Origin of the sequence: Weeksella sp. HMSC059D05, assembly GCF_001809725.1 — a bacterium.
Lineage (GTDB): Bacteria > Bacteroidota > Bacteroidia > Flavobacteriales > Weeksellaceae > Weeksella > Weeksella virosa.
Window position 1 is genome coordinate 28955 of the sequence record NZ_KV798521.1, and the last position, 21895, is coordinate 50849.

21 protein-coding genes are annotated in these 21895 nt (G+C 35.7%); 12 read left to right on the plus strand and 9 right to left on the minus strand.

The window, feature by feature from the left end; translation table 11 throughout:
* Positions 1 to 67: 67 nt before the first annotated feature.
* The gene (locus tag HMPREF2660_RS01635) at positions 68 to 1558 is read left to right on the plus strand and encodes an aminoacyl-histidine dipeptidase (protein ID WP_013598616.1); all 1491 of its coding nucleotides are present in this window, start codon (positions 68 to 70) and stop codon (positions 1556 to 1558) included.
* Positions 1559 to 1844: 286 nt separating this feature from the next.
* On the opposite strand, the gene HMPREF2660_RS01640 is transcribed toward HMPREF2660_RS01635, so the two are convergent.
* From HMPREF2660_RS01640 to HMPREF2660_RS01655, 4 genes are all read right to left on the minus strand, one after another.
* Positions 1845 to 2438 (minus strand): RNA polymerase sigma factor, encoded by a 594-nt coding sequence (locus HMPREF2660_RS01640; protein WP_013598618.1) that lies wholly within the window; start codon positions 2436 to 2438, stop codon positions 1845 to 1847.
* A gap of 184 nt (positions 2439 to 2622) precedes the next feature.
* On the minus strand, positions 2623 to 3630 hold the full coding sequence (gene gap / locus HMPREF2660_RS01645) for a type I glyceraldehyde-3-phosphate dehydrogenase (protein WP_070485412.1): 1008 nt from the start codon (positions 3628 to 3630) through the stop codon (positions 2623 to 2625).
* A 57-nt stretch (positions 3631 to 3687) separates the two neighbouring features.
* Positions 3688 to 4659, minus strand: coding sequence for a 6-phosphofructokinase (gene pfkA, locus HMPREF2660_RS01650; protein ID WP_013598620.1), 972 nt, complete (start codon positions 4657 to 4659; stop codon positions 3688 to 3690).
* 44 nt (positions 4660 to 4703) lie between these two features.
* Complete coding sequence (locus HMPREF2660_RS01655; protein ID WP_013598621.1) at positions 4704 to 5339, minus strand: DUF4294 domain-containing protein; 636 nt, start codon at positions 5337 to 5339, stop codon at positions 4704 to 4706.
* Positions 5340 to 5402: 63 nt separating this feature from the next.
* Between HMPREF2660_RS01655 and HMPREF2660_RS01660 the strand changes: the two genes are divergently transcribed.
* The 9 genes from HMPREF2660_RS01660 to tsf all read left to right on the plus strand — a co-directional run bounded on the left by HMPREF2660_RS01660 (position 5403) and on the right by tsf (position 14146).
* Positions 5403 to 6491, plus strand: coding sequence for a M42 family metallopeptidase (locus tag HMPREF2660_RS01660; protein ID WP_070485526.1), 1089 nt, complete (start codon positions 5403 to 5405; stop codon positions 6489 to 6491).
* 299 nt (positions 6492 to 6790) lie between these two features.
* Complete coding sequence (gene purN, locus HMPREF2660_RS01665; RefSeq protein ID WP_070485414.1) at positions 6791 to 7360, plus strand: phosphoribosylglycinamide formyltransferase; 570 nt, start codon at positions 6791 to 6793, stop codon at positions 7358 to 7360.
* 45 nt (positions 7361 to 7405) lie between these two features.
* Positions 7406 to 8926 carry a bifunctional phosphoribosylaminoimidazolecarboxamide formyltransferase/IMP cyclohydrolase gene (purH, locus tag HMPREF2660_RS01670; RefSeq protein ID WP_070485416.1) on the plus strand — a complete coding sequence of 507 codons (1521 nt, stop codon included), beginning with the start codon at positions 7406 to 7408 and terminating at the stop codon, positions 8924 to 8926.
* Between the two features lie 36 nt (positions 8927 to 8962).
* Entirely contained in the window at positions 8963 to 10225 is a 1263-nt protein-coding gene (gene purD, locus HMPREF2660_RS01675; RefSeq protein WP_013598625.1) for a phosphoribosylamine--glycine ligase, read from the plus strand.
* Between the two features lie 163 nt (positions 10226 to 10388).
* Entirely contained in the window at positions 10389 to 11249 is an 861-nt protein-coding gene (locus HMPREF2660_RS01680; protein ID WP_013598626.1) for a fumarylacetoacetate hydrolase family protein, read from the plus strand.
* 224 nt (positions 11250 to 11473) lie between these two features.
* Positions 11474 to 11929 carry a 50S ribosomal protein L13 gene (gene rplM / locus HMPREF2660_RS01685; RefSeq protein WP_013598627.1) on the plus strand — a complete coding sequence of 152 codons (456 nt, stop codon included), beginning with the start codon at positions 11474 to 11476 and terminating at the stop codon, positions 11927 to 11929.
* Positions 11930 to 11937: 8 nt separating this feature from the next.
* Positions 11938 to 12324, plus strand: a complete 387-nt coding sequence (gene rpsI, locus HMPREF2660_RS01690) for a 30S ribosomal protein S9 (RefSeq protein ID WP_013598628.1) — start codon at positions 11938 to 11940, stop codon at positions 12322 to 12324.
* A 127-nt stretch (positions 12325 to 12451) separates the two neighbouring features.
* On the plus strand, positions 12452 to 13201 hold the full coding sequence (gene rpsB / locus HMPREF2660_RS01695; RefSeq protein ID WP_013598629.1) for a 30S ribosomal protein S2: 750 nt from the start codon (positions 12452 to 12454) through the stop codon (positions 13199 to 13201).
* A 120-nt stretch (positions 13202 to 13321) separates the two neighbouring features.
* Positions 13322 to 14146: a translation elongation factor Ts gene (gene tsf, locus HMPREF2660_RS01700; protein WP_013598630.1), complete on the plus strand. Its 825-nt coding sequence runs from the start codon at positions 13322 to 13324 to the stop codon at positions 14144 to 14146.
* A gap of 104 nt (positions 14147 to 14250) precedes the next feature.
* Here the strand turns inward: tsf and HMPREF2660_RS01705 are convergent, their stop codons facing one another.
* The 4 genes from HMPREF2660_RS01705 to truA form a co-directional block, all read right to left on the minus strand.
* A complete protein-coding gene (locus HMPREF2660_RS01705) occupies positions 14251 to 15195 on the minus strand; it encodes a hydrogen peroxide-inducible genes activator (RefSeq protein ID WP_013598631.1) in 945 nt (314 codons plus the stop codon).
* A 127-nt stretch (positions 15196 to 15322) separates the two neighbouring features.
* A complete protein-coding gene (locus HMPREF2660_RS01710) occupies positions 15323 to 15739 on the minus strand; it encodes a hypothetical protein (protein WP_013598632.1) in 417 nt (138 codons plus the stop codon).
* A gap of 74 nt (positions 15740 to 15813) precedes the next feature.
* Positions 15814 to 17577 carry an ABC transporter ATP-binding protein gene (locus HMPREF2660_RS01715; RefSeq protein WP_070485418.1) on the minus strand — a complete coding sequence of 588 codons (1764 nt, stop codon included), beginning with the start codon at positions 17575 to 17577 and terminating at the stop codon, positions 15814 to 15816.
* Positions 17574 to 18320 (minus strand): tRNA pseudouridine(38-40) synthase TruA, encoded by a 747-nt coding sequence (gene truA / locus HMPREF2660_RS01720; protein WP_013598634.1) that lies wholly within the window; start codon positions 18318 to 18320, stop codon positions 17574 to 17576. Before truA ends, HMPREF2660_RS01715 begins: the two co-directional genes overlap by 4 nt.
* A 36-nt stretch (positions 18321 to 18356) precedes the next feature.
* Here truA and HMPREF2660_RS01725 point away from each other — a divergent pair, with 36 nt between their 5' ends.
* Complete coding sequence (locus tag HMPREF2660_RS01725) at positions 18357 to 18848, plus strand: metallophosphoesterase family protein (protein ID WP_041942316.1); 492 nt, start codon at positions 18357 to 18359, stop codon at positions 18846 to 18848.
* A 161-nt stretch (positions 18849 to 19009) separates the two neighbouring features.
* Here HMPREF2660_RS01725 and HMPREF2660_RS01730 read toward each other — a convergent pair whose 3' ends face one another.
* Positions 19010 to 20248 (minus strand): NAD(P)/FAD-dependent oxidoreductase, encoded by a 1239-nt coding sequence (locus tag HMPREF2660_RS01730; protein WP_070485420.1) that lies wholly within the window; start codon positions 20246 to 20248, stop codon positions 19010 to 19012.
* 120 nt (positions 20249 to 20368) lie between these two features.
* On the opposite strand from HMPREF2660_RS01730, the gene hutH reads away from it, so the two are divergent.
* The gene (gene hutH, locus HMPREF2660_RS01735) at positions 20369 to 21895 is read left to right on the plus strand and encodes a flexirubin biosynthesis tyrosine ammonia-lyase FlxA (RefSeq protein ID WP_070485422.1); all 1527 of its coding nucleotides are present in this window, start codon (positions 20369 to 20371) and stop codon (positions 21893 to 21895) included.

The following is a 21895-nucleotide window of genomic DNA, read 5'->3' on the forward strand; positions in this document are numbered from 1 at the left end:
CGTTAATGATTTTTTAAAATTAGGCTAATTTTTGATAATCTTATTAAATTTGATAAAAATAAAATTCATGTCTGAAATATTTAAATTGGAACCAAAGCCAATCTGGAAAAATTTTCATGCTTTGAATCAGATTCCGAGACCATCAAAAAAAGAAGAAAAAGTTCGGCAATTTATCATCGATTTTGGTGAAAAATTAGGCTTAGATGTTTCTACAGATAAGGTAGGTAACGTGTTGATCAAAAAATCTGCATATCCAGGAATGGAAGATCGTAAGAAAGTTGTTTTGCAATCGCACCTAGACATGGTGACACAAAAAAATAACGATATCGATTTTGATTTTGATACTCAACCAATAGAAATGTATGTAGATGATGGCTTTGTGAAAGCAAACGGAACAACTTTAGGGGCTGATAACGGTATTGGGGTTGCTGCAATAATGAGTATTCTAGAATCCAAAGAGATTCCTCACCCGGCAATAGAAGCTTTTTTTACTATAGACGAAGAAACCGGAATGACAGGTGCACTTGGATTACAACCGAATTTCTTGAGTGGAAAAATCTTGTTAAATCTCGATACCGAAGAAGATGATGAATTGGATATCGGTTGTGCAGGTGGTGTAGATATTACTGCAAAAAAAACATATCCGGTCGAGAAAATAAAAAATAAAACTGCCTTTCAATTGGTGGTAAAAGGTTTGCAAGGTGGGCACTCGGGGATGCAAATTCACGAGGGATTAGGAAATTCTAATAAAATTTTAGGTAGAATTTTGTACCATACTTTGGCTTATGAACCACAAATTTCTACTGTAAATAGTGGAGGTTTACGCAATGCCATTCCGCGAGAAGGAATTGTAGAATTTGCGTTAAACGCAGATAAAGAAAACGAATTTCGACAAGTTTTCGAAACCGTGAAAGAAGAAGTCATAGAAGAATTTTCGACCAAAGAACCAAAACTATCCATCACTCTAGAAAATGTTTCTGTTGCCGAGGGTATGAGTGTTGATGAGTCAACTACATTTATTCGTGTATTGAACGCAGCCTTCAGTGGAGTGTTTCGTATGAGTCCAGATGTGGAAGGATTGGTAGAAACGTCGAATAATTTGGCCAGAGTAGAAGTAGGAGAAGGGAATATCACATTCAAAAATTTGACGCGTTCTTCGGTGGAAAGTGGAAAAGAATATTTGAGTGAAGTAATTCGGTCAATATTCGAATTGGGTGGATTTTCGGTCGAATTTTCTGGTTCTTATCCAGGGTGGAAAGCCAACCCAAAATCAGAAATCTTATCGATTATGAAACAACTCTATACAGAGAAATTTGGTGAAGAGCCAAGAGTTGTTGCTTGTCATGCGGGATTAGAATGCGGGATTATTGGGCGTAATTATCCTGGCTTGGATATGATTTCTTTCGGCCCGAATATTTATGGTGCACACTCACCCGATGAGCGTGTAGAAATAAAATCTGTACAGAAGTTTTGGGACTATTTGCTGTTGGTTTTAAAAGAAATTCCGGTCGATGGAGTAGTTGATTATAGTTGCGAAGTTCCTAAGCAATATTCATAAACGCAAATAAGACTCTATAAAATAAAAGAATCGATTATCATAAGGTAATCGATTCTTTTCATTTGATAACGCTATTAATCTATTAATTCAAAAACATCAAGATGTTTTTTGGTAAAGATTCAGTTTTTATAGGCTGAATGGCTTTTGAAAAGTTTAATAATGATTGAATAGTTGATTCTTTCGGATTTAAAGCTGTTTTAAACGATGTAAAATTTTTATCCATTCGATAACATTTAATATTTAAAGTTAAAACGAATAGTCAATTAAATTATTGTATAAAAACATGCTAATCGATTGTTAGAACTAAATCTTTCTCATTAATCAACTTTCTTAAGTTAATCAAAGCATAGCGCATTCTACCCAAAGCTGTATTAATACTTACTTCGGTTTCTTCGGCAATTTCTTTGAAAGTTAGATCTCGAAAAATCCTAAGAATCAATACTTCTTTTTGGTCGGCGGGTAAACAATCAATCAAATCAATAATTTCACTATTAATTTGTTCTTTGATGAGTTTGGTCTCTAAGCATTCATCCAACTGTCCTAGGCAATCGAAAATATTATAATCTTCGTTTAGGCTAGAAGATTCACTTACTTTAGGCATTTTTTTATTGGCTCTAAAGTAGTCAATCGTAAGGTTATGTGCAATTCGCTGAACCCATGGATAGAATTTTCCTTCTTCGTTGTACTTACCGTTTTTTAGAGTAAGAATTACCTTGACAAAAGTATCCTGGAAGATATCTTCTGCTACGTCGCGATTCAAAACTTTGTTATAAATAGAGCTATAGATTCTGGTTTTGTACCGATTAATTAATGTTTCCAACGCACTTTCATTCCCCGAAATATAAGCGTGTATAATCACAGAGTCTTCTTCGTATATCATATCTACATTGTTTTTGCAAACAAAAAATTGTGTTAATTAATAGAATAGATATGTATCGATACGCAGTATTTTTATTGGTTTGTTAAACAAATATAAAAAAACATTTAATTGTTTTAGAAAAATTAACAAAAAAGCAACTAAATTTATTAGTTGCTTTTTTTAACGTTCAATGAATGATTATTGTTTATGATAATTTTGCCAAATGCTCTATGCTGTCCACAACTTTCTCTGAATAGCCAATTTCGTTATCGTACCAAGCTATAAGTTTTGCAAAAGTAGGGCTAAGCATGATACTTGCTTCTACATCGAAAACACAGGTTCTGGTTTCTCCAACAAAATCTTGTGAGACCATTGCTTCTTTTGTATAGCCAATAACGCCTTTCATTTCTCCTTCTGAGGCATCGGCAATCGCTTTGGTTATTTCTTCTAGGTTAGTAGGTTTTTCGAGTTTCACTGTAAGGTCTACAACCGAAACGTTTGCTGTAGGAACACGGAAAGATAATCCTGTTAATTTGCCACTAAGGGCTGGGATTACTTTACCGACTGCTTTTGCCGCTCCGGTAGAAGAAGGGATAATGTTTAGCATGGCGCTTCTTCCGCCGCGCCAATCTTTTTTAGAGATGCTGTCTACTGTTTTTTGGGTAGCGGTGGTCGCGTGTACGGTAGACATTAGTCCTTCTACAATTCCAAAATTCTCGTGCAGTACTTTGGCAAGTGGAGCTAAACAGTTGGTGGTACACGAGGCGTTTGATATAATGGTATGTTCGGCAGTTATTTCATGGTCATTTACTCCCATCACAAACATTGGCGTGTCGTCTTTTGATGGTGCTGTTAAGACTACTTTTTTTGCACCTGCAGCTAAATGAGCACTTGCTGTTTCATGAGTTAGGAAAATTCCGGTTGCTTCTACAATATATTCGGCACCAATTTCGTCCCATTTTAGATTTTTTGGATCAGTTTCTGAGGTTACTCTAATCACTTTTCCGTTGACAATTAATTGTCCATCTTTTGTTTTGATTTCTGCATCATATGTTCCATGAACAGAATCGTATTTTAGCATATAAGCGAGGTAATCTACATCAACTAAATCATTGATTCCTACAACTTCTATATCTTTTCTTTTTAAAATCGAACGGAAAACTAATCTCCCGATTCGACCAAAACCATTTATTCCAACTTTAATTTTTGACATGTTATAATTTTTCTTAACTTATTATTTGGTGAAAATATGTTTGATAATATTATTTTTCTATATCGCTAATATTTTTGCAACCTTAAGTAATTCATTATCGATAGAATGATGTTTTTGGATAGCTTCCTCAATCGGAGTATAAACAATTTTGTTCGAGCGTAGCCCCGTCATGACATTGGTTTTGCCCTTCATTAACGCTTCTACAGCCGCAATCCCTAAACGACTTGCTAATACACGATCTTGGCAGCTTGGGTTACCGCCGCGTTGTATGTGACCAAGAACCGTAACGCGTATATCATAATCGGGGTGTTTGGCTTTAACTTGCTTAGCCAACTCGTAAACGTTCCCCAACTCTTCACCTTCGGCGACCACGACAATGCTTGATTTTTTGCCCGATTTTGCAGATTGTTCTAATGATTGAATCAATTCATTGATGTGGTCTTTTTTTTCTGGGATTAAAATGTTTTGTGCGCCAGAAGCAATGCCACTATTTAGAGCAATGAAACCTGCATCGCGACCCATAACTTCTACAAAAAAAACACGATCGTGTGAGGTTGCCGTATCACGAAGTTTGTCTACTGCTTCTACTACAGTATTAAGAGCAGTATCATAACCAATCGTATAATCTGTTCCAAAAATATCATTATCTATCGTTCCCGGTATACCAATAAAGGGTAGATTGAATTCTTGATGAAAAATATTAGCGCCCTTAAAAGAGCCATCGCCACCTATAACTATTAAACCATCAATATTATTTTTTTGAATATTTTGATACGCTTTCTTTCGACCTTCTATCGTTCTGAACTCTTCAGATCTGGCTGTTTTTAAGATGGTTCCCCCTTGGTTAATGATATTTTTTACAGATCGAGGTCCCAATGTTAGCATATCGTTTTGTATCAAGCCTTCATATCCTTGTAAAATCCCAACTGATTCTAAGTTGTAATATCTGCAAGATCTGACAACTGCTCGTATCGCAGCATTCATCCCAGGAGAATCACCACCAGAAGTTAAAACACCAACTCTTTTCATAGTCTTATAATCTTTCACTTCTCCCTAATGTTGCTAAGCTGATTTTAATTTTCATCTTCGTATACCGGGTAGAGAATTCCTTGAGCAAAATCCCGCTGAAGAATTACTTCTATGAAATAGTCTTCGCGTGTTTTTTTAGGGTCAAAAGTTTGTTTTAGGCTTATATCATAGGCTCCTCCTGCAGTATTCCATAGAAAAGCTTTCATTCCTCCACGTAATTCTTTGATAATGTCATAGGCGGTTTTGTCGGTTTCTCGGTAAATGAGCTTAGTTAATATTTGACCACGAGACGTGGTTAAATTTTTTAAATTTTTTTCAAACTGGTCCGCTAATAGTGCTTGTCTTTTTTTGATAAATTTCTTTTGGTCTTTGCGATAATTTAATTTCTCGATCGAATCCGTTACAAAATTATATTCACGCACAGCAGTGCGTACATAAGGCCAAACGTCACGAACTCGTTGTCTCAACCAAATATAATATTTTTTTTCTAAATCGGTCTTTAGATTTAGAGAATATATTTCCGATTCTTTTAGTTGAATCGTATCCATAAAATCAATTGATTGCTTCGATTCTTCAAGACGCAAAGTATCTTTTTTTAGACCAAAATCAATACCGAAAATCTGTGCCGATACTTGCATGCAGCCTAGAAAGGTAAAAATCAGGATATAAACAACTCTCATACGTTCTCTTCTACAAAAATTGTTCCCAATTTACTATATTTGTTCTATACTAAATAAATTATGATGAAAGAGAACCACTTATTCGATGAAAAGTCAATGAGCTTTTTAGAAAAATATTTAAACACTGCATCACCAACAGGATTCGAAGTAGAAGGTCAAAAAGTTTGGATAGATTATATACGTCCTTTTGTCGATGAGGTACACACCGATAATTATGGTACTGCTTACGGGGTAATTAATCCAGAAGCAGATTATAAAGTGGTAATAGAGGCTCATGCAGATGAAATTTCTTGGTTTGTAAACTATATTTCAGATGATGGTTTGATCTATGTAATCAGAAATGGAGGATCAGATCATATGATTGCACCATCCAAGGTGGTTAATATTCATACCAAAAAAGGTATTGTAAAAGGTGTTTTTGGTTGGCCAGCAATTCATTTGCGTACTGTAGGAAAAGAAGAATCACCAACTCCAGACAAAATTTGGATCGATGTAGGTTGCACCTCGAAAGAGGAAGTGTTAGAGCTAGGTGTACATGTAGGATGCATGATAACTTATCCAGATGAATTTTTTACATTAAACAATCGTTACTTTGTTTGCCGTGCAATCGACAATCGTATGGGTGGTTTCATGATTGCAGAGGTTGCTCGAAAAATATTCGAACAAAAAGATCAATTGAATTTTGGATTATATATTGTGAATGCAGTACAAGAAGAGGTTGGCTTACGTGGAGCCGAAATGATAACACAAACTATCAAACCAGATGTAGCCATTATTACCGACGTTACGCATGATACTACTACTCCGATGATTACAAAATCCAAAGAAGGTGAACAAAAATGTGGAGACGGACCTGTGATATATTATGCGCCAGCAGTACAAAACAATTTACGAGAATTAATAATCGAAACAGCCGAAAAAGAAAATATTCCATTCCAACGAGCTGCAAGTTCACGTGTAACAGGTACCGATACAGATGCGTTTGCGTATAGCAATGGTGGGGTACCTTCTGCTCTAATATCATTACCGTTGCGTTATATGCATACTACGGTAGAAATGGTGCATCAGAGCGATGTGAAAAATGTAATAGAGTTGATTTACTCATCCGTAAAAACTATAGAGAACAAACAAGATTTCAGGTACATTAAATAGTTTTTTGCTACGATGAATAACTATCGTTTTTTATCCTACCCGTAAAAGAAAAAACAAATCGAAAAGTCATGCTCGTAATAGAGTATGACTTTTTATTTTTAGAGTCTAAATAAATTAAAGATTAATACATTTAAAACAACTATACGTTTGGTTTCTATTCATCAATTCGCTTAAACTTGTAAAAATTATCCCATCACTAATAATAGAAATCGAAAGCTTGGCAACTCCTACAGAAAAAATTATCTTTGTAAATAATTAAAAAAGTTCGACTTTTTGATTTCCAAAAAAAAATAGATTTCATGAAAATAGCAGTGTTTGTTTCCGGAGGTGGAACTAATCTTCAGACTCTAATAGATGCCGTAGAAGATGGACGATTACCCAACGTAGAAATTTCTATGGTGATGGCTGATCGAGATTGTTTTGCGATAGAAAGAGCACTCGACCATGAAATTAGAACTTATTTACTCGACCGAAAAACTTTCTCAGAAGATGCTCTTCATAATTTAGAAGGTGAAGAAATAGATCTAATAGTGTTGGCAGGCTTTTTAAGTATCTTATCCAAAGATTTTACCGAAATCTGGAAAAATAAAATGATCAATATTCACCCATCATTGCTGCCAAAATTTGGCGGTAAAGGTATGTACGGGGCATATGTTCATAAAGCTGTTTTAGAAGCCAAAGAAAAAGTTTCTGGTGCAACGGTACACTATGTAACAGCCGAGGTAGACGAAGGTGCAATTATTTGTCAAGGTGAATTTCAGGTAGATGAAAACGATCAACTAGAAGATTTACAACGAAAAGTGTCCGAAGTAGAACAGCGAATTTTAGTAGAAGCTGTGAAGAAAATCAGTGCTCAATCTTCTCAATAGAAAGATAAATAGGAAAAACAAAAAACTTTAAAAACAAATATTCTCATGCAAAAACAAGCACTAATAAGTGTTTCAGACAAAACCAATCTGTTGCCATTTGCGCAATTTTTACAAGCGCATAAGTATAAGATTTTATCAACCGGCGGAACCTTCAAATTCTTACAAGATAATGGAGTTGAGGTAACCGAGGTAAAAGATGTAACACAATTCCCAGAGATTTTAGATGGACGTGTAAAAACTTTGCATCCTGCAATTCATGGAGGGATTTTAGCACGAAGATCAGATGATAAACATATGGATACCTTACGCGAACATCAAATCAACCCAATAGATATTGTGGTGGTAAACTTGTATCCCTTTTTCGAAAAACTAAATACCGGACTCTCTGAGGCCGAAATGATCGAATTTATCGACATTGGAGGTCCGTCGATGTTACGATCATCTGCTAAAAACTTTCAAGACGTAACAGTTATTACCGAAGTAGAAGATTATGCATTGGTAGAAAAAGAAATCAAAGAAAATGGAGAAACCTCTTTGGCTACCAGAAAAAAATTCGCAGCCAAAGTATTTAACCTTACTTCGGCGTACGATGCAGCAATCTCTACCTATTTATCTGATTCTATAGAAGAAGAATTTCCTAAATATCTAGAAACAGCTTACGAAAAACAAATGGATTTGCGTTATGGCGAAAATCCACATCAGAAAGCAGCCTATTATGTAGACAAAACCAAAAGTGGTGCAATGAAAGACTTTGTCTATTTACAAGGTAAGGAGTTATCTTTCAACAATATTCGAGACATGGATTTGGCCTATAAAGTTGTAGCCGAATTCGAAGAAACATGCTGCTGTGCAGTAAAACACTCTACACCGTGCGGAGTAGCAATTGGCGATACAGTTGCAGAAGTATACGAGAAAACCTATGCTTGCGACCCGATGTCTATTTTTGGTGGAATCGTAGCATTTAATAAAGAAGTGGATGAAAAAACAGCACGAGAATTGGTGAAAATCTTCCTAGAAATAGTAATTGCTCCAGCCTTTACAGAAGATGCTTTAGAAGTTTTCAAACAAAAGAAGAACTTACGCATCATACAAGTGAAACATCCGGTTTCTGATAAACAAAGTTATGTGAAGGTAGACGGTGGACTTTTAGTACAATCAAGTGATCACCAATTTTCGAATACTTTTGATATAGTTACCAAAGTTGAGCCAACAAAGAAACAAATGACCGATCTAATTTTTGCACAAAAAATTGTAAAATGGGTAAAATCTAATGCAATTGTTGTAGCAACAAACGGACAAGCGTATGGTATCGGAGGCGGACAAACAAACCGTATTTGGGCAGCACAACAAGCTATAGAACGCGCCAAGGAAAAAGTAAATGAAGGATTGGTTCTAGCATCTGATGCTTTTTTTCCATTCCGTGATGTTGTAGATTATGCTGCCGAAAATGGCATTCAAGCAATCATTCAACCAGGAGGATCAGTAAAAGACGAAGATTCTATCGAGGCGTGTAACGAACATCAAATCCCGATGGTATTTACAGGTATGCGTCATTTCATGCATTAATCTATCGCTACCTAACTATAAATAAGAAAACAAACAATGAGTACAAAAATTTTAATTGTAGGAAGTGGTGGGCGAGAACATGCAATTGGTTGGAAGTTCGCTGAAGATTTTAAACGTAAACAGGAAAAAGTAGACTTGTTTTTCGTACCTGGAAATGCAGGTACAGCAAAATTAGGTGAAAATATCGCACTGAATTCTATTACAGAAATGAAAGATTTTGCTCTAGAAAATAAGATAGATCTCACCTTTGTTGGTCCAGAAGCCGAGTTAGCAGAAGGTATAGTAGACCTCTTTCAGGCGAATCATCTACCAATTTTTGGCCCACATAGAGAAGCAGCCAAGTTAGAATCTTCCAAAGCTTTTGCAAAAGATTTTATGCATAAATATGGCGTAAAAACAGCTGAATATAAAGTTTTCCAAGGACCGATGTTGGCTATCGAATATTTAGAAAAAGCAAGCTTCCCAATTGTTATAAAAGCATCTGGTTTGGCCGCAGGAAAAGGCGTGATTATTTGTCAAGATTTTGACCAAGCCAAAAAAGCTGTTCTAGAAATTATGGAAGACAAAACCTTTGGTGATGCAGGAAATGAAGTTGTAATTGAAGAATATTTGGAAGGATTCGAAGCATCGATACTTTCTTTTTTCAATGGGAAAACCATTATTCCCTTTATATCTGCCAAAGATCATAAAAAAATAGGTGAAGGAGAAACCGGGCTCAACACCGGAGGTATGGGAGCAATCGCACCGAACCCCTTATTTACCGAAGCACATTATCAAGCATTTCTAGAGGATGTTTTGGAGCCAACAAAATGTGGGTTAATCAAAGAAGGTCTGAGGTTTTCGGGTGTCATTTTCTTTGGTCTGATGATTACTACAAAAGGAGTTTATCTCTTAGAGTATAATTTACGAATGGGAGATCCAGAAACACAAACAACTTTGCCATTACTAGAAAATGATTTGTATGATGTAGTGCAAAAAACTATTAAAAACGAAGAGTTTACGCTGGAGTTTAGCGCTCAACACAGTTGTTGTGTAGTGATGGTTTCGGGAGGATATCCTGGTAATTACGAGAAAGGTTACCCAATAAGAGGATTGGATCAGGTAACTTGCCCAACGTTTATTGCAGGAGCGAAACTGTCGCAACAAGAAATTCTAACCTCTGGAGGACGTGTGCTTAATGTCGTTGGGATAGGAAAGTCGTTAGAAGAAGCAAGAAAAACAGCTTACGAGAATGTAGCAAAAATACACTTCGACTACGAATATTATAGAAATGATATCGGTGAGATAAAAAAGAAGTAATTTTTATCTACCTATTATATCATACAAAAAAGCGACTATTTAGTCGCTTTTTTTCGATAGTTGTTTTTTGTTTAGTCTCCTAAAATACAGAAAAGAAGAAAAACTAGAAAATCAAATTTTTCATAAAACCGTATATTTGTGTCCGGAAAAATAAAATAGTAGAATGAAGTTAATACGTTTTGGAAAAATAGGAGAAGAGAAATCTGGCGTCGTAATCGATGAAATAAGGTACGATGTTTCTGGTTCTGGAATTGTGTATGATGAAGAGTTTTTTGGATCAGAAGAGAAAAGAGCAGTATTAGAAAAATACATCGAAGAAAATAGAAACACTTTGCAAGTAGTGTCGAATGAAGAGCGGTTAGGGCCACCTATGGTACGACCAGGAAAAATTGTATGCGTTGGATTGAATTTTGAAGACCATGTAAAAGAAACAGGATTAGAACAACAGCCAGAGCCGATTATGTTTCTCAAAGCCAATCAATCTTTTTGTGGTCCGCAAGACGGCATTATGCAACCAAACGGTTCTACCAAAATGGATTGGGAAACAGAATTAGCTGTAATAATTGGTAAGAAAGCCAACAACGTAAACGAAGAAGAAGCGATGGATTATGTATACGGCTATGCATTGATGAATGATATTTCGGAGCGTGCATTTCAGACCGATCGCGGTGGTACTTGGGATAAAGGAAAAGGGTGTGATACTTTTGCACCGCTCGGGCCATGGATTGTGACAAAAGATGAGGTAGATGATGTGGATAATATAGGATTGTGGCTAAAACTAAATGGTGAAATGATGCAAGACGGGAATACACGCGATTTCATTTATCGGATTCCGAAATTAATTGCTTATCTAAGTCAATTCCTGTCATTCATGCCCGGAGATATTTTATCTACTGGCTCACCTGCAGGCTCGGGAATGGGTAAAGAACCGCAAATTTGGCTAAAGCCTGGTGATATTATCGAGTATGGAGGGGATTATTTAGGTAGTACCACACAGACTATTCTTCCTTTTAGTAAAGACTAGAACAAAAAAACTTGTTTCTTCAACAATTTCTGTAGTAATCCTTTAGCCAAAGGATGAGGTTTTTGTTTCGATGAATCATTTATTATCTTCATAGGATTACTTAGAAATTAAAAATAAATAGATAAAAATCAAAATCCTTTTTGCAATCCGAAAAGGATTTTGTACATTTGCACCCCGATCATAGTGTCGGTAATTAAGTAGAATATTAAAAATCAATCAAGAGAGTGGACACGTTAAGTTACAAAACTACATCAGCCAACAAAGAGACTGCCCAAAAAGAATGGGTAGTGGTGGACGCTTCTGGCCATAATTTAGGTCGCCTGTCATCAGGAATAGCGAAGCTCCTAAGAGGGAAACACAAAACCAATTTTACCCCACATGCAGACTGTGGAGATTACGTTATTGTGTTGAATGCAGACAAAGTTGAATTGTCTGGAAATAAATGGGAGGATAAATTATATATCCGTCACACAGGTTATCCAGGAGGGCAAAGATCATTAACTGCAACAGAGTTGTTTAATAAGGATCCTAAACGTCTTATCGATAAATCTGTAAAAGGAATGTTGCCGAAAAATAAACTAGGTGCAGCATTATTGAAAAATTTGCACATTTTCGTGGGAGAAGAGCATACACATCAAGCTCAAAAGCCAAAGAAAATTGATATTAACCAATACTTATAATTAAATCCATGGCAATAGTTCATAAAATAGGACGTAGAAAAAAATCTGTAGCCCGTGTTTATTTGCAAGAAGGGACAGGAGAGATTTATATCAACGGACGTACTTTAGAAGATTATTTTGGTACAGATGTTTTACGTTACAAAGTAGAGCAACCATTTCTAATCACAGGTACAAAAGACAAATATAACGTAGATGTTAAAGTATTTGGAGGTGGTACCACTGGACAAGCAGAGGCAATTCGTTTGGCAATTTCACGTGCATTATGTGAGATAGACTCAGAATTTCGTTTAGAGTTGAAGCCAGAAGGGTTATTAACTCGCGATCCACGTATGGTAGAGCGTAAAAAATACGGACAGAAGAAAGCTCGTAAGAAATTCCAATTCTCTAAACGTTAATCAATTATTTAAATTATTAAAAAAATCCATTTTCCGTTGGTTTAGCATCTAAACAATTAAGGCAATTTATATACCCACTTAATTGTTGCTTGTTGAGAAAACGGAACGTAAACTATCAAATAAGAAAATGGCAAAAATAAATGTAAAAGACCTATTGAATGCAGGTGTGCATTTCGGTCACTTAACCAGAAAATGGAATCCACACATGGCTCCTTATATCTTTATGGAGAAAAATGGAATCCATATAATCGATCTTCACAAAACTGCAGTGAAGTTAGATGAAGCTTCGGAAGCATTGGGGAAAATCGCAGCATCAGGACGTAAAATTCTATTCGTTGCAACCAAAAAACAAGCAAAAGATGTAGTTGCTAAACATGCAGAAGAAGTAAACATGCCGTATATTACAGAACGTTGGCCTGGAGGTATGTTGACAAACTTTGTAACGATCCGTAAAGCAGTTAAAAAAATGAACTCTATTGACCGTATGAAAAAAGACGGTACTTTCGAAACTTTATCGAAAAAAGAAAGATTGCAAGTAGATCGTCAGCGTGCTAAGTTAGAGAAAAACTTAGGTTCTATCGCAGACATGACACGTCTACCTTCTGCAGTATTTGTAGTAGATATTGTACGTGAACATATTGCAATTGCAGAAGCTAAAAAATTAGGTATTCCAGTATTTGCGATGGTGGATACTAATACCGATCCGCGAATTGTAGATTACGCAATTCCTGCAAACGATGATGCTTCTAAATCTATTGATATTATTTTATCTACTGTAGCAGAATCTATCAAAACTGGTTTATCTACCCGTAAAGCAGAAAAAGAAAAAGCGAAAGAAGATAAAGAAGAAGGAGTAGAAAAAACACAAGAAGCTTAACATTTATTTGATGATTAAGTCATCGATATAGTATAAAATTGTAGCTCCTACGTTTTCGGATGTATGAGCTACTTTTGTTTCAGACTACATAAGAAATACTAATAAACTAAAAAAACAATTATGAGCTATAAAGCAACAGCCTCTGAGGTAAGTAAATTAAGAAATGCGACAGGAGCAGGAATGATGGACTCTAAAAAAGCTTTGGAAGAAGCTGGTGGAGATTTTGACAAAGCTGTAGAAATTCTACGTAAAAAAGGTCAGAAAGTTGCTGCAAACAGAGCAGACCGCGAATCTACAGAAGGTGCAGTAATCGCTAAAGTTAACGCAGCACACAACAAAGGGGTAATTATTGCACTAAACTGTGAAACTGACTTCGTTGCGAAAAACGAAGACTTCGTAAAATTAGCTAATGAATTAGCAGAATTAGCTTTAGATTACAACACAAAAGAAGAATTGTTAAAAGCACCTTATGCAGGCATCACTGTAGAAGAGAAATTAACAGAACAAACTGGAGTAATCGGTGAGAAAATCGAAATCGGAAACTTCCAAACAATCGAAGGATCATCTCTTAACGCTTATATCCATGCAGGTAATCGTATCGCAGCAGTAGTAGCTCTTTCTGGCGAATATGATGGTGCGAAAGAAGTTGCCTATGATGTTGCAATGCAAGTTGCTGCAATGAATCCAGTAGCATTAGATGAAACCCAAGTTGCTCAATCGATTATAGATACTGAATTGAATATCGCTCGAGAACAATTGAAAGCAGAAGGGAAACCAGAAAACATGATCGAAAATATTGCAAAAGGGAAACTACAAAAATTCTTCAAAGAAAACACATTGGTTCATCAAGCATCAATCAAAGATGGGAAAGTAGCAGTACAAGATGTTGTAAAAGCAGTTAACCCAGACCTGAAAGTAACAGGATTTATCCGTTACTCAATCTAATAATCGAAAAGAAATTAGTCAACATAAAACAATCCGGTCAAAGTGTTTTTGATCGGATTGTTTTTTCTATATGGTTTATACTTTAATATTTCCGGTACGATAAATTACTTTGGCAAACTTACAGTAGCATGACTTTCGTTGGTTTGTTCTAAAAATATTTTTCCACGCAAAATACTCTGAATTGTTTTTATCAACTCCTCTTCAAAAGAATCCCTCAATTGAGATTGGTGGTAAATCAAACTTACTTCTCTCGTTGGAATTGGATTTTCGAATTGACGTAAATTTTTTCGCAATTTTTTCGGTAATTCTTCTGCCACCAAAGCAGGTAAAAGCGTCATTCCATATCCTTCGTTTGCTAATTTTATCAATGCGTCAAAACTACCACTTTCTAGTTTAACGGGACGTTGCTTTATTTTAGAGGCTTCGCATAAAGATAAAACATTATCACGGAAACAGTGCCCTTCTTGCAAGATGAGCAAATCTGCAGATTCTAAATCGGTTTCTACTATTTTTTCCTGGCTTGTCAAACGATGTCCTTCAGGGATATAAGCAACCAATGGCTCGTAATATAAAGTTTTTTCGATAATTTGATCTTCGTGTAAAGGCGAAACGACAATCCCAAAATCCAATGAACCGTCTTTGATTCCTTTGATGATTTTTTCGGTTTTGAATTCTTTGATTATCAAATTCGATTTTGGATGTTTTTTCTCAAAAGTTTTATAGAACAACGGAACCAAGGTAGGCAATATTGTTGGTATTACACCAATCACAAAATCACCTTCTAACAGACCTTTTTCTTCATTCACCAAATGCTTCATACGATTAGCTTCCATCAAGATTGTTTTGGCTTGTTGTACTATTTTCTCACCAATTTGGGTGATTTTTATCGGATGGGAAGTGCGATCGAAAATCTCTACATTGAGCTCTTTCTCTAGTTTCTGAATTTGCATGCTAAGAGTTGGTTGAGTAACAAATGATTTGTCAGCTGCTACAGTAAAGTTTTTATACTCTGCCACTGCCAATACATATTGTAATTGAACTAATGTCATAAAGATTTTTTTGATATATAATCTTAGTAAATTTACGAGTTTTTTTGGTAAAAAAATGAGAATAAAATAGCCGTTCCTTTATGAAAGAAACGACTAAAATCTAAATTTCTAAAAAAATAGAAATAAATTATTTATTAAGATTTTTTTGTAATTCAGCTGCCCAATCTTGTAACTTTTTTGCATCTTCTGGGGTGAGTTTTTGTGCAATTTCTGCCATTTCTTTAGAGAAATCTACAGCTTTAGCTTGTAATTCTGTTAGCTTTGTAGCATCACCAGAAGTAGCAGCTACTTTTAGTTCTTGTACGTAAGCTGCGTATTTGTCTGCAAATGCTTTTGCCTCTGGAGAGGTGAAAGCTGGCATTGCTGCTAAAGTTTCTAAGTTATTGTCAATCTCAGTTTTTACTGTTTCCGTTGCGTCATTTGTTGTTTCAGCTATTACCTCTTGTGTATCTTTAATGTTTTCTACTTTTTTTTCTGTTTCACTTTTGCATGAGGTAAAACCAATCATTCCTAATACGGCTAATCCTAAAATTGTTTTTTTCATTTGTCTGATTTTTTTAAATGTTTTTTATAGTTTTTCAAAGGTAAAGAATTGATCACAATAAATTATGTATTTTTTTAATTTTCTTCATCAATAAATTGAACTTCATACAATTGATGATAAAAACCATGCTGTGCTAGTAATTCTTCGTGAGTACCACTCTCAACAATCATTCCATTATCCATTACTAGAATTTTATCTGCATTTTTTATGGTCGCTAATCGATGTGCAATTATTATCGATGTTCTATTTTCTGTGAGTTTCTCAGTGGCTTTTTGGATCATCTTTTCAGAGGCGGTATCTATCGAAGAGGTTGCTTCATCCAAAACTAAAACCTCTGGGTTATATATATATGCACGTAAAAAAGAAATCAACTGTCGTTGCCCAACAGAAAGTGTACTTCCACGCTCGCTTACTTCTGTAAAATAACCTTTGGGTAATTTGGTAATGAACTGATGAATACCAATTATTTTAGCGGCTTGTTCTACTTCTTCTAAGGTGATTTCTTTATTACCCAATACGATATTGTCGTATATAGTAGAATTGAAAAGGAAGACATCTTGCAAAACAACAGCTACATGTTGACGTAAGTTATGGATATCTAAATCGTAAATATTATGATTATCGATAAAAATCTCTCCAGAATCTATATCATAGAAACGGCTTAATAAGTTGATAATTGTTGATTTTCCAGCACCAGTTGATCCAACAATTGCAATAGTTTCACCTGGCTGTGTCGTAAAAGAAATACCTTTTATTACTGGATTGTTCGGCACATAAGAAAACTTAACATTACGGAATTCTATTTTCCCGTCGATATGATCGAGCTGTATAGTTCCTTTGTTCGGCAAGCTTTCATCTGAATCTAAAATTTTGAAAACCCGAGCAGCTCCTACCAGCCCTCGCTGAATAGAATTGAAGCGTTCTGCGATTTGTCTCATCGGTTGCGTTAACATCGTTGTGAAGGATATAAATGCAATAATATCGCCAACCGTAACATCTCCATGAATTGCGGTTCGTAATCCTCCAAACCAAATCATCGACCCGATAGCCGTTGCCGAAACAATATCGACCACAGGAAAAAGAAGAGAGAAATAGAAAACTGTTTTCAGGTAAGTACCCTTTAATTGATTGTTTATGCTTACAAATTTTTTATACTCACGCTTTTCACGGTTGAATAGTTGAATGATATTCATCCCAGTTAATCTTTCTTGTACAAAAGAATTGAGATTTGCCGTATAAGTTCTTTCAGCATGGTATACGTTTTTCAGGGCTTTCTGAAATAGGCGTGTAATAATCATCATTAAAGGGAGGATGAGTATCACGACGGTTGCCAATGTCCAATTCATATAGTACATCATACCAACAATGAAGATAATTCGTAAAAAATCTCCTAATATGACGAGGATTCCATCATTGAAAACTTCGGCAATTGTTTCTATGTCCGATACCGAGCGCGTTACCAAAACTCCGTTCGGTGTTCGATCGAAATAACCAAGCCTGAAGGTCAGTAAATGATTGTATAATTTTACCCGTAAGTAGCGAATTACTTTTTGGGCAACAACATTGGCCAAATAAATCAAAAAAAACTGCAGAAAGCCTTCTAATAAAAGAGTACCACCAATTAGCATAAGATGTTTTTGTAGCCCAACTGCATCATAATTCACTATGTATTGGTCAATTGCGACACCAGTGAGATATGGGCGGTATATAGAAACCGCAGAGCTAAGAACCGCAATGGCAACAACCGATAAGAATAAACCTTTAGATTGTAGGCCGATACTGATAACACGCTTTAGACCTTGGAAATCGAAAGATGAACTGTCTAGTTTGTCGCTCATAATATAAAGAGGTTTTCAGGATAAAGAACTTCTACCAAAAAAAGGCCTTGTGGAGGGGCAGAAGCAGCTGCAAATTTACGGTCTTTTTTATCAATTATGTTGTTAAAATCGGACGGAGTTATTTTTCCCAAGCCAACTTCTACTAATGTCCCCACGATGGCGCGCACCATGTTGCGTAAAAAACGATCGGCTGTAATCTCGAAACAAAAAAAATCTTTCTCGATCTGGATCCACTCTGCTCGATAAACCGTACAAATATTGGTTTTTACGTCGGTGTGTAATTTTGCAAAACTTCCAAAATCTGCTTTTTTTATCAAGTATTTTGCAGCTTCGTTCATTTTTTCTATATCCAATGGTTTTCGTATTTGCCAAGAAGTTGTCGTGGTAAATGGATTTTTTTGGGTATAAATATGGTAGTGATAGGTTCTTTTCACCGCATCGAAACGTGCATGTGCTTCTGGAGCCACACAATGAATAGAAGTAACGCTTATATCTTCGGGCAAAAAGGAGTTTAGTCTACGGATAAAATCATCTGTCAAGCTTCCATCAAAGTCAAAATGTGCGTACATTTTCTTGGCGTGCACTCCGGTATCGGTTCGTCCGGCTCCTACAATATTAATTTCTTCTCGGAGCAAAGTCGATAAACAAAACTCAATTTTTTCTTGTACAGATAGTTGTTTTGGCTGTCGTTGCCATCCAAAATAGTTTTGTCCGTTGTAAGCTAATTCTAAGAAGTATCGCAATTGTTTATAAATTTGTTGATTCCAAAAATACAAATTTTGAAAAAGATTCTCCTACTATCCGATACTCATTCTTATATCGATGACCGAATTCTTGCTTATGCTTCGCAGGTTGATGAGGTGTGGCATGCAGGAGATATAGGGCAAGAAAATGTTATTAATCAATTAGAACAAAAAGCCTTTGTGCGAGCTGTATACGGGAATATCGATGATCAGTTGATTAGACAATCTTGGCCCGAAAATCAACTTTTTACCTTAGAAGGTGTTACAGTTTTGATGACACACATTGGCGGATATCCTAATAAGTACACGGCAAGAGTAAAAAAAATGCTGACTGATCATCGACCAGATCTCTATATTTGTGGACATTCTCATATACTGAAAGTAATGTATGATAAGAAGTTGCGCTTGTTGCATATGAATCCAGGTGCTGCTGGTAAACATGGTTTCCAACGAGTGAGAACGATGTTGCGGTTTGATTTGAGGGACTCTAAAATAGAAAATTTAGAAGTCATAGAATTCGATTCGTAAACTTATCTAATTTTTCTCCAACTATTTTGTTTGATAGTTTGTTTATCAAGATATCAGAATAAAATTAGTACAACCAAATAGTTGGTTTTATAGAATTTCTTACCAAAAAAATGAAAATTAGGATGAGAAATAGACAATCTATTTTTTATCAAAACAGCTTACTACTGATTCATTTCGATAAGATAAGCCATGTTTCTAATAACAGACTGATGTTTTTTAACAAATGGATTTTCTTTGTTCCAGACATATCCTGCCAAAACTGAACAAATTTTCTCCTTGACATCTAAGTTTTCTGGCCGGAAAAAGAAAAGAGTTTGTAGATTTCCTGTGTACCATTCTCGCACGTAGGTAGAAAAAACATCGATCCCGAATTTCATGTATTCTTCATATTCTACTGCCCAATTTACAGCTTCTCCATTGAGTTCTTTGTAGATTAACTCTGCTGCTAATGCACCAGACTCTGTAGCAAAACATACGCCTGAAGAAAAAATTGGATCTAAAAATTCGGTACTATTACCGGTGAGAATATAGCCATCGCCAAACATTTTTTTGACAGAAGTAGAGTAGTTTTTTAATATTTTTGGTTCGAACAGAAAATCTACCTCAGAAAAACGATTTCGATAAAAGGGTGAACGTTGAATTCCGGTTTTTAAAGCTCCCTCAAGATTCTCGCTATGCTTGATTAAATCCTCTACATAAGCAGTTTTTCCTACCAGACCTATACTCGTATTACCATTGGAAAACGGTATCACCCATAACCAAACCTCACGCTCGATTACGTCAAACGTAATTTGAGTGCCTTCTCTCCCGATTGGTCTATTTTTTTCGTAAGTATGCGAAAAAATTGCCGAATGCGGACTCAGTGTAGAATCATCATGTAGATTTAGCAGTCGAGGTAAAACTCTCCCATAACCACTTGCATCTATGATATATTTAGATCGAATGATAGACTCTGTATTTTCTTTGTTTTTTATTATCGTTAGGCAATTTCCTTTGTTAGGTTCGACGGCTATAACTTCCGTCTCGAACGCAATGTTAACTCCTTTTCTTTGTAATTCATCGGTAATAGCTTTATCAAAATCAGCACGCGGTATTTGCCATGTCCAATCCCACCCCTTACCAAATTTTTTACTAAAATCAAACTCACAAATCAACTCATCTCTTACAAATCGAGCACCACTTTTCACCTGAAAGTTATATTTTTTTAGGGGTTCTAGAAGTCCGGCTTCATCGAAACGATCCATCGATCGAGGCAATAAGCTTTCGCCGACAACTAAACGTGGAAATTTCATTTTTTCAACAACTTTTACCGAGATGTTTCCTTTGTGTAAATAGGCCGCAGCAATGCTTCCTGCAGGGCCGGCACCAATTATTACTACATCCACCTCTTCTTGTTTCATAATTAACTTTTATAGTGTTAAAAAAATACTAATTTTGTAGCCATTTATTTACCTAATCAAAACATGTCAAAGGTAAACAAATTGCTTAAAATAATATAATATAGAACCTGTTTGAGATAAATGGAATTATCAGAAAATATTCAAATGAATTTAGCAGAATTAAAATCGATTGTTTTTGGTAAAAAACAGGTTGACATAGAACCTACTGTTCAGCATAAAATACAAGAAAGTTTTCGATTTTTAGAGAATTTTATTCACGACAAAGTAATTTATGGTGTGAACACAGGTTTCGGTCCGATGGCGCAATATCGTATAGGCGAAAAAGATCGTAAACAACTGCAATACAATCTTATTCGGAGTCATGCAACCGGAGTTGGACAACCCTTGTCGCTAGAAATGGTGCGGGCAGCAGTTTTAGCAAGATTCAATACCTTATCTTTGGGTTATTCGGGTGTGCATCCATCTGTTTTAGATTTAATGAAAACGATGCTGAACCGCTCGATTTATCCTGTTATTTTCTCGCACGGAGGAGTAGGAGCTAGCGGTGATTTGGTTCAATTAGCACATCTAGCTTTGGCAATGATTGGTGAAGGAGAAGTTTGGTACAAAGGTGAACGTCATCCTACCGAAATTGTTTTTCGTGAAGAAAAAATCGAACCCTTGAAGATTTATATTCGCGAGGGATTGAGTATTATGAACGGGACTTCGGTAATGGCAGGAATCGGTTTGGTAAACACATATTACGCTGAAAAATTAATGCGTTTAAGTTGTGTTGCCTCTAGTATGATCAATGAATTGGTTTGCAGTTATGATGATCATTTTTCTGTAGAATTGAATGCGGCAAAACTCCACAAAGGACAGCGTTATATTGCTAAACAAATGAGAAATTTCTTACAAGATAGTTCTCTAATACGTTCACGAAAAGAGTATTTATACAAAGCAGCAAAAGAAGAAATTTTTAAAGAGAAAGTACAAGAATATTATTCGTTGCGTTGTGTTCCTCAAATTCTCGGTCCCGTACAAGAAATGATTTGGAGTGCAGAACAAACCATCGAAAAAGAAATCAACTCGGCAAGTGATAATCCCATTGTAGATTTAGCAAGTAAGCAGGTGTATCACGGAGGTAATTTCCATGGCGATTATATTGCATTTGAGATGGATAAATTGAAGTTGGGGATTACAAAATTATGTATGCTCGCAGAACGTCAGTTAAACTATCTACTCAACTCTAAAATCAATGAACTACTTCCACCATTTGTTAATTCTGGTAAGTTAGGTTTCAATTTTGGAATGCAAGGAGCGCAATTTACAGCAACCTCTACAACAGCCGAAAATCAGACCTTATCAACATCAATGTATATACATTCGATTCCTAACAATAACGATAATCAAGATGTTGTGAGTATGGGTGCAAATGCAGCTTTGTTGTGTAATCAAGTAATAGAGAATAGTTTCGAGGTTCTCTCTGTGCATTTCATGACCATTGTACAAGCAATCGAAGTTCGAGGATGTTTAGAACAAATCAATCCAAATTCGAAAAAAATATTCGATTCGATTCGGAAAATATTTCCAGCAACCCAACAAGATGTTGTGCTATATCCTTATATTAAGGAAGTGAAAGATTTTTTAAAATCGAACAATTTCTAA